A 5910-nucleotide genomic window follows, 5' to 3' on the forward strand; every position below is an offset into this window, starting at 1 on the left:
CACCGCGCTCGCCGACGCCGGCTGGACCGTGTACGTCACCGGACGCTCGGCCGAGCGACTGCAGGCCACGGTCGACGCCGCGGCCGGCGCCTCCGGCCGGGTGCTCCCCCTCGAGTGCGACCACGGCCGGGACGACGAGATCGTCGCCGTCGTCGCCCGGATCGCCGACACCGGACGCCTGGACCTGCTGGTCAACAACGTGTGGGCCAACCCCAAGGGCTTCATGGGCTTCAACGGCACGTTCTGGGAGCGGCCCGCCGGCGACTGGGACGCCCTCATGGGCGTCGGTCTGCGCGCGCACTACGTCGCCAGCTGCGAGGCCGCCAAGGTGATGGTCCCGCAGGGGTCGGGCCTGATGGTCAACATCTCGTCCTTCGGGTCGCGCTCGCCGTTCCACACCGTGCTCTACGGGATGAGCAAGACCGCCCTGGACAAGATGGCCTCGGACATGGCGCACGAGCTCGTCGGGACCGGCGTGTCCACCCTGTCGCTGTGGCTCGGCCTCATCCGCACCGAGCTCATCCTGTCGTTGGGGATGGACGACTTCAACGGCTTCCCCCTGGACCGGGCCGAGGACCCGACCTTCGTCGGCCGCGTGATCGCGGCACTGGCCGACGATCCGTCGCTGCCGGCGCTGAGCGGGTCCACGGTGATCACGGCCGAATACGGTCGCGAGCACGGGGTGACGAACGACGACGGCGAGGTACCGCTGTCGCACCGGGGCGCCTTCGGCGGTGGTCCGCTCTTCCCGCCGGTGACGGACGAGCAGCTGGGGATCACGACGGTCGACGAGGTGGCCGAGGCCGGCGGGCACAACGGATTCGTGGGGAGGTGACGGTGTCTCCCCGAGGGATCGGCGAGTTCGACGACCCGCTGGAGCGCCTCGAACGCAACGAACGCCAGGCCAGCCAGGCCATCCGCTACGTCCTGCTGTCCGCCTCGGCCGTTGTCATCTTCGCGGTCGCGCTCGTCGCGGTGGGCGGCGGCATCGGCGAGGAGTGCACGGAACCCGGCGGCACGTGCCTGACCTCGGACCGGGTCGAGGTGGTGCTGCTGCCGCTTCTGCTGTCGGTGATCCTGTCCGTGACCGCGGGGGTCAAGACCTACCGGCGGTGGAAGCAGCACATCAGGTGGCGGCCGTGGCTGTTCGCCAGCTACGCCATGTGGATGATCACCACCACCTACCTGATCGGCTCGTCCTCGGCGGTGTTCGTGCAGGTGGGCTGACCCCTCCCCCCGACCGGGACCTCACACCGCCCGGTTCTCTCACCGCCCGGCCCTCTCACGGCACGATGTTGACCATCTTCCCCGGCACCACGATGACCTTCTTCGGGGTCGCCCCGGCGAGGTTGGCCTGCACTTTCTCGTCGGCCAGGGCCGCGGCCTCGACCTCGGCCGGTGAGGCGTCCGCCGCGACGGTGATGCGCGAGCGCACCTTGCCCTTGATCTGCACCGGGTACTCCACCGAGTCCTCGACCAGGTACGACTCGTCGTGCTCGGGGAACGGCCCGTGGGCCAGCGAGCCGGCGTGCCCGAGCCGCGACCACAGCTCCTCGGCCAGGTGCGGGGCGACGGGGGCCACCATGAGCACCAGTGGTTCGACGACCGACCGCGGCGCTCCCGGCCCCTCGGTCGGGTAGGCCTTGGTCAGGTGGTTGACGTACTCGATGAGCTTGGCGATCGCGGTGTTGTCGCGCAGCCCCGCGTAGTCGTCGCGGACCCCGGCGATGGCCTTGTGCAGCGCCTTGAGCACGTCCTGCGGCGGCTCCTCCTCGGTCACCCGGGCCTGTCCGGTCGACTCCTCGATCACCACGCGCCACAGCCGCTGCAGGAATCGGTGCGCCCCCACGACGTCCTTGGTGGCCCAGGGCCGTGAGGTGTCGAGCGGGCCCATGGACATCTCGTACACGCGCAGCGTGTCGGCGCCGTACTCGTCGCAGATCTCGTCGGGGGAGACGGAGTTCTTGAGCGACTTGCCCATCTTCCCGTACTCCTGGAACACCTCGGGAGCGTCGGGGGAGCCGTCGAGGTAGAACTTCCCGTCCCGCTCCTCTACATCTGCAGCGGGCACATAGACCCCGCGGGCATCGGTGTACGCGAACGCCTGGATATAGCCCTGGTTGAACAGCCTGCGGTAGGGCTCCTCGCTGGTCACGTGGCCGAGGTCGAACAGGACCTTGTGCCAGAACCGCGAGTAGAGCAGGTGCAGCACCGCGTGCTCGACTCCACCGACGTAGAGGTCCACTCCCCCGGGGTCGCCCTCGCCGTGGATCTCGGGCCGCGGCCCGGTCCAGTAGCGCTCGTTCTCCAGCGCGCACAGCTCGTCCGGGTTCGTGGGGTCGATGTACCGCAGCTGGTACCAGCTGGAGCCGGCCCAGTTGGGCATCACGTTGGCGTCGCGGGTGTAGGTCTGCACCCCGTCGCCGAGATCCAGCTCAACGGTCATCCACTCGGTGGCCTTGGCCAGCGGCGGGGAGGGCATCGAGTCGGCGTCGTCGGGGTCGAAGGACACGGGCTTGTAGTCCTCGACCTCGGGCAGTTCGACGGGCAACATCTCGTCGGGCAGCGCGTGCGGGACGCCGTCGGAGTCGTAGACCACGGGGAACGGCTCGCCCCAGTAGCGCTGGCGGGCGAAGAGCCAGTCCCGCAGCTTGTACTGGACGGTCCCCTCCCCCGTGCCCTCGCCCTCCAGCCAGGCGATGGTCGCGGCCTTGGCCTCGTCCACGCCCAGACCGTCGAGCGACAGCCCGCGCTCGTTGGTCGAGTTCACCGCCACGCCGTCACCCGCGTACGCCTCGGCCCGCACGTCCAGCTCGCGCCCGTCGGCCGGGGCCACCACCTGCACGATCGGCAGACCGAAGGCCGTGGCGAACTCGTGGTCCCGGGAGTCGTGGGCGGGCACGGCCATGATCGCCCCGGTGCCGTAACCCATCAGCACGTAGTCGGCCACAAACACCGGGACCTGCTCGCCGTTGACCGGGTTGACGGCGTAGGCACCGGTGAAGACGCCGGTCTTGTCCTTGTTCTCCTGGCGCTCCAGATCGGACTTGGTGGCGGCCCGGCGGCGGTACTCCCGCACGGCCTCGGCCGGCGAGGAGTGCCCGCCGGTCCAGCGCTCGTCCAACCCGCCGGCGGAGCCGCCCGCACCGCCCACCCCGCCGGGAGCGTCGCCCGCCTCAGGCCAGAACGGCCCGGCCAGCTCGTCGACCAGCGGATGCTCGGGCGAGAGCACCATGTAGGTGGCGCCGAACAGCGTGTCGGGGCGGGTGGTGAACACCTCGATGGACTTCTCCGCCACGGCGAAGCGGACGCGTGCGCCCTGCGAGCGGCCGATCCAGTTGCGCTGCATGGACTTGACCTTGTCGGTCCAGTCCAGACGGTCCAGGTCGTCGACCAGCCGATCGGCGTACGCGGTGATCCGCATCATCCACTGGGAGAGGTTCTTGCGGAACACGGGGAAGTTGCCGCGCTCGGAGCGCCCCTCGGCGGTGACCTCCTCGTTGGCCAGCACGGTGCCCAGCCCGGGGCACCAGTTGACCTGGGAGTCGGACAGATACACCAGCCGGTGCGAGTCGAGGACCTTCTCCTGCTCGGCCGCGGTCAGATCGGGCCACTCCCGTCCGGTGAACCCGGCCGGCAGCGGGCGGGCACCGGAGACGAACTGCTCGCGCAGCTCGGCGATGGGCCGGGCGCGGCCGGTGCGCGTGGGGTGCTCGCCGCCGTCGGTGGTGCGGGCGGGCGCATCCGGGTCGTACCAGGCGCCGTGGATCTGCAGGAAGATCCACTGCGTCCAGCGGTAGAACTCGGTGTCGGTGGTGGCCACCACGCGCCTGCGGTCGTGGCCGAGCCCCAGGCGCCCGAGCTGGCGCTCCATGTTGACGATGTTGGCCTCGGTGGTGACCCGCGGGTGCTGGCCGGTCTGGACGGCGTACTGCTCGGCGGGCAGGCCGAATGCGTCATAACCCAGGGTGTGCAGGACGTTGGTCCCGAGCATGCGGTGGTATCGGGCGAAGACGTCGGTGGCGATGTACCCCAGCGGGTGACCCACGTGCAGGCCGGCGCCGGAGGGATACGGGAACATGTCCTGCACGAAGAGCTTGTCCTCGGGCGGTGACGACCCGTCGGCGGCCGCGAGGGGGCCGACGGGGTTGGGGGCCTCGAACGTCCCGTGCTCGGACCACTCGCGCTGCCAGCGGGATTCGATCCGGCCGGCGAGGTCGGCGCCGTAGCGGTGGGCGGGCCCGGCCTGGTCGGTCTGCCCGGACTGGTCGGTCTGCGCGCCGGGGACGGACTGATCTGCGGTGACGGTCTCGTCGCTGCTGCTCACGGTTGTCTGCTCTCCCTGGATCCTCGCCGGTGCCCACACGCAGGCTTCGGTCAAGCCTAAACCCTGGACCGGGTCGGGCCTCGCCAGCGTGTGAGCACCGCCCCTCGGGCGCGGGCCGCCCGTCGCCGAGGACCGGGGCTCCCACCCGTGGAGAACCGGGGCTCCCACCCGTCCGGAAGAGCGTTCCGAACGCGTTTCGCGAGTGCGGAGTGTGCGGAACGCTCTTATCGATGCGGCCTTGTCGAGGTGCTCTCGTCGATGCGGCCTTGTCGATGTGCTCTTATCGAGGCGGTCTTGTCGATGTGCTCTCGCCGGCCCGCTTCGGGTCAGGCCGTCGTCCTCCGGGCCCCGGCGGCGCGACGGCCCGCGATCAGCGCGTCGAGGCTGTAGCGACCGGTGCCGACCAGGCCGAAGACGGCGACGGCCAGCCCGATCACGGCGACGAGCTCCCAGCCACCGTTGGTGGCGTAGATCCCCGCGCCCTGGTGGACGAACAGGTAGGCGCCGAACATCACGACGACGACGAGGACCGCGACGACCTGGGTGAGCAGCCCCAGCACCAGCAGGATCCCTCCGGCCAGCTCGACGACGCCCGCGAACACCGCGGCGGTCTGGGCTGCGGGGATCCCGACGGAGTCGAAGAACTGGCCGGTCGCCCCTGCGCCGTTGGTGACGAGCTTCTCCCAGCCGTGCGCGATCAGGACCACACCGAGCAGGACCCGGGCGAGCAGCAGGCCGATATCGCGGACGATCCCGGGCACGGGGAACAGGCGGGTCTCGGCCGCGGCGGTACGGGAGGAGGGGACGGTCGTCGTGGTGCTCATGTCTGTGGTCCTTTCGGGTCACACATCCGGATGATGCGTCACACACTTCTATCCCCGCACTAGGTGTCGTGTCAACTATGAGGGTAGAGTGAAGTCATGACCGAACCGCTGCCGAGCGACCACGTGAGATGGCTGACCGACGAGGAGAAGGCGCTCTGGCGCGACTACCTCGCGATCCAGGGGCGCCTTCACCTGGCGATCCAGCGCGACCTCAAGGCCACCTCGAGCCTGACGGAGCCGGAGTTCGAGGTGCTCGTGTACCTCAGCGAGGCCGACGGCCCGCTGAGGATGACCGCGCTGTCCGACGTCCTGCAGTGGGAACGCAGCCGGCTCTCCCATCAGGTGACCCGGATGGTCCGGCGTGGACTGGTGCAGCGGACGAGCTGCCCCACCGACGGCCGGGGCGCGTTCGTCTCCGCCACCGAGGAGGGCATGCGTGAGATCAGGGAGGCCGCACCCGATCACGTCGCCACGGTGCGCCGGGAGTTCCTGGACCGGCTCAGTGAGCAGGACAAGCGCGAGCTCGCGCGACTCCTCGCGCTGGTCGAGGGTTCCACCGGGGAGGGGCCGACGGGGGATGAGGCGAATCGGAAATCCCCCGTCGCGGGCGTACCCTCGGGGGCGTGAACGCAGTGCTCGTGGTGGTCGTGGTGCTCCTGGCGTGTCTCGCCCTGGTGGTCGGGGTCACCGGCCTGCTGGGACTGCTCGGTCGACTGCCGGGTAACGGCGTCCTGGGCGTCCGCACCCCGGAGACCCGCC

5 protein-coding genes are annotated in these 5910 nt (G+C 70.3%); 3 read left to right on the plus strand and 2 right to left on the minus strand.

Annotation, left to right across the window (positions count from 1 at the left end; genetic code table 11):
- Both G6017_RS05080 and G6017_RS05085 read left to right on the plus strand, forming a co-directional pair.
- The coding region (locus tag G6017_RS05080; protein WP_182616232.1) for an SDR family NAD(P)-dependent oxidoreductase at nt 1–835 on the plus strand (835 nt) is incomplete at its 5' end.
- A complete protein-coding gene (locus G6017_RS05085) occupies nt 832–1227 on the plus strand; it encodes a hypothetical protein (RefSeq protein ID WP_346995241.1) in 396 nt (131 codons plus the stop codon). The genes G6017_RS05080 and G6017_RS05085, both read left to right, overlap by 4 nt.
- A gap of 55 nt (nt 1228–1282) precedes the next feature.
- Here the strand turns inward: G6017_RS05085 and G6017_RS05090 are convergent, their stop codons facing one another.
- Together G6017_RS05090 and G6017_RS05095 are read right to left on the minus strand one after the other, a co-directional pair.
- Nucleotides 1283–4327, minus strand: coding sequence for a class I tRNA ligase family protein (locus G6017_RS05090; RefSeq protein ID WP_182616233.1), 3045 nt, complete (start codon nt 4325–4327; stop codon nt 1283–1285).
- Between the two features lie 326 nt (nt 4328–4653).
- Nucleotides 4654–5151, minus strand: a complete 498-nt coding sequence (locus G6017_RS05095) for a DoxX family protein (RefSeq protein WP_179523975.1) — start codon at nt 5149–5151, stop codon at nt 4654–4656.
- 96 nt (nt 5152–5247) lie between these two features.
- Here G6017_RS05095 and G6017_RS05100 point away from each other — a divergent pair, with 96 nt between their 5' ends.
- Complete coding sequence (locus G6017_RS05100; protein ID WP_182616235.1) at nt 5248–5778, plus strand: MarR family winged helix-turn-helix transcriptional regulator; 531 nt, start codon at nt 5248–5250, stop codon at nt 5776–5778.
- The last annotated feature ends 132 nt before the right edge of the window (nt 5779–5910 follow it).

This window comes from Dietzia sp. B44 (genome assembly GCF_014145245.1).
In the GTDB taxonomy this organism is placed as follows: domain Bacteria; phylum Actinomycetota; class Actinomycetes; order Mycobacteriales; family Mycobacteriaceae; genus Dietzia; species Dietzia natronolimnaea.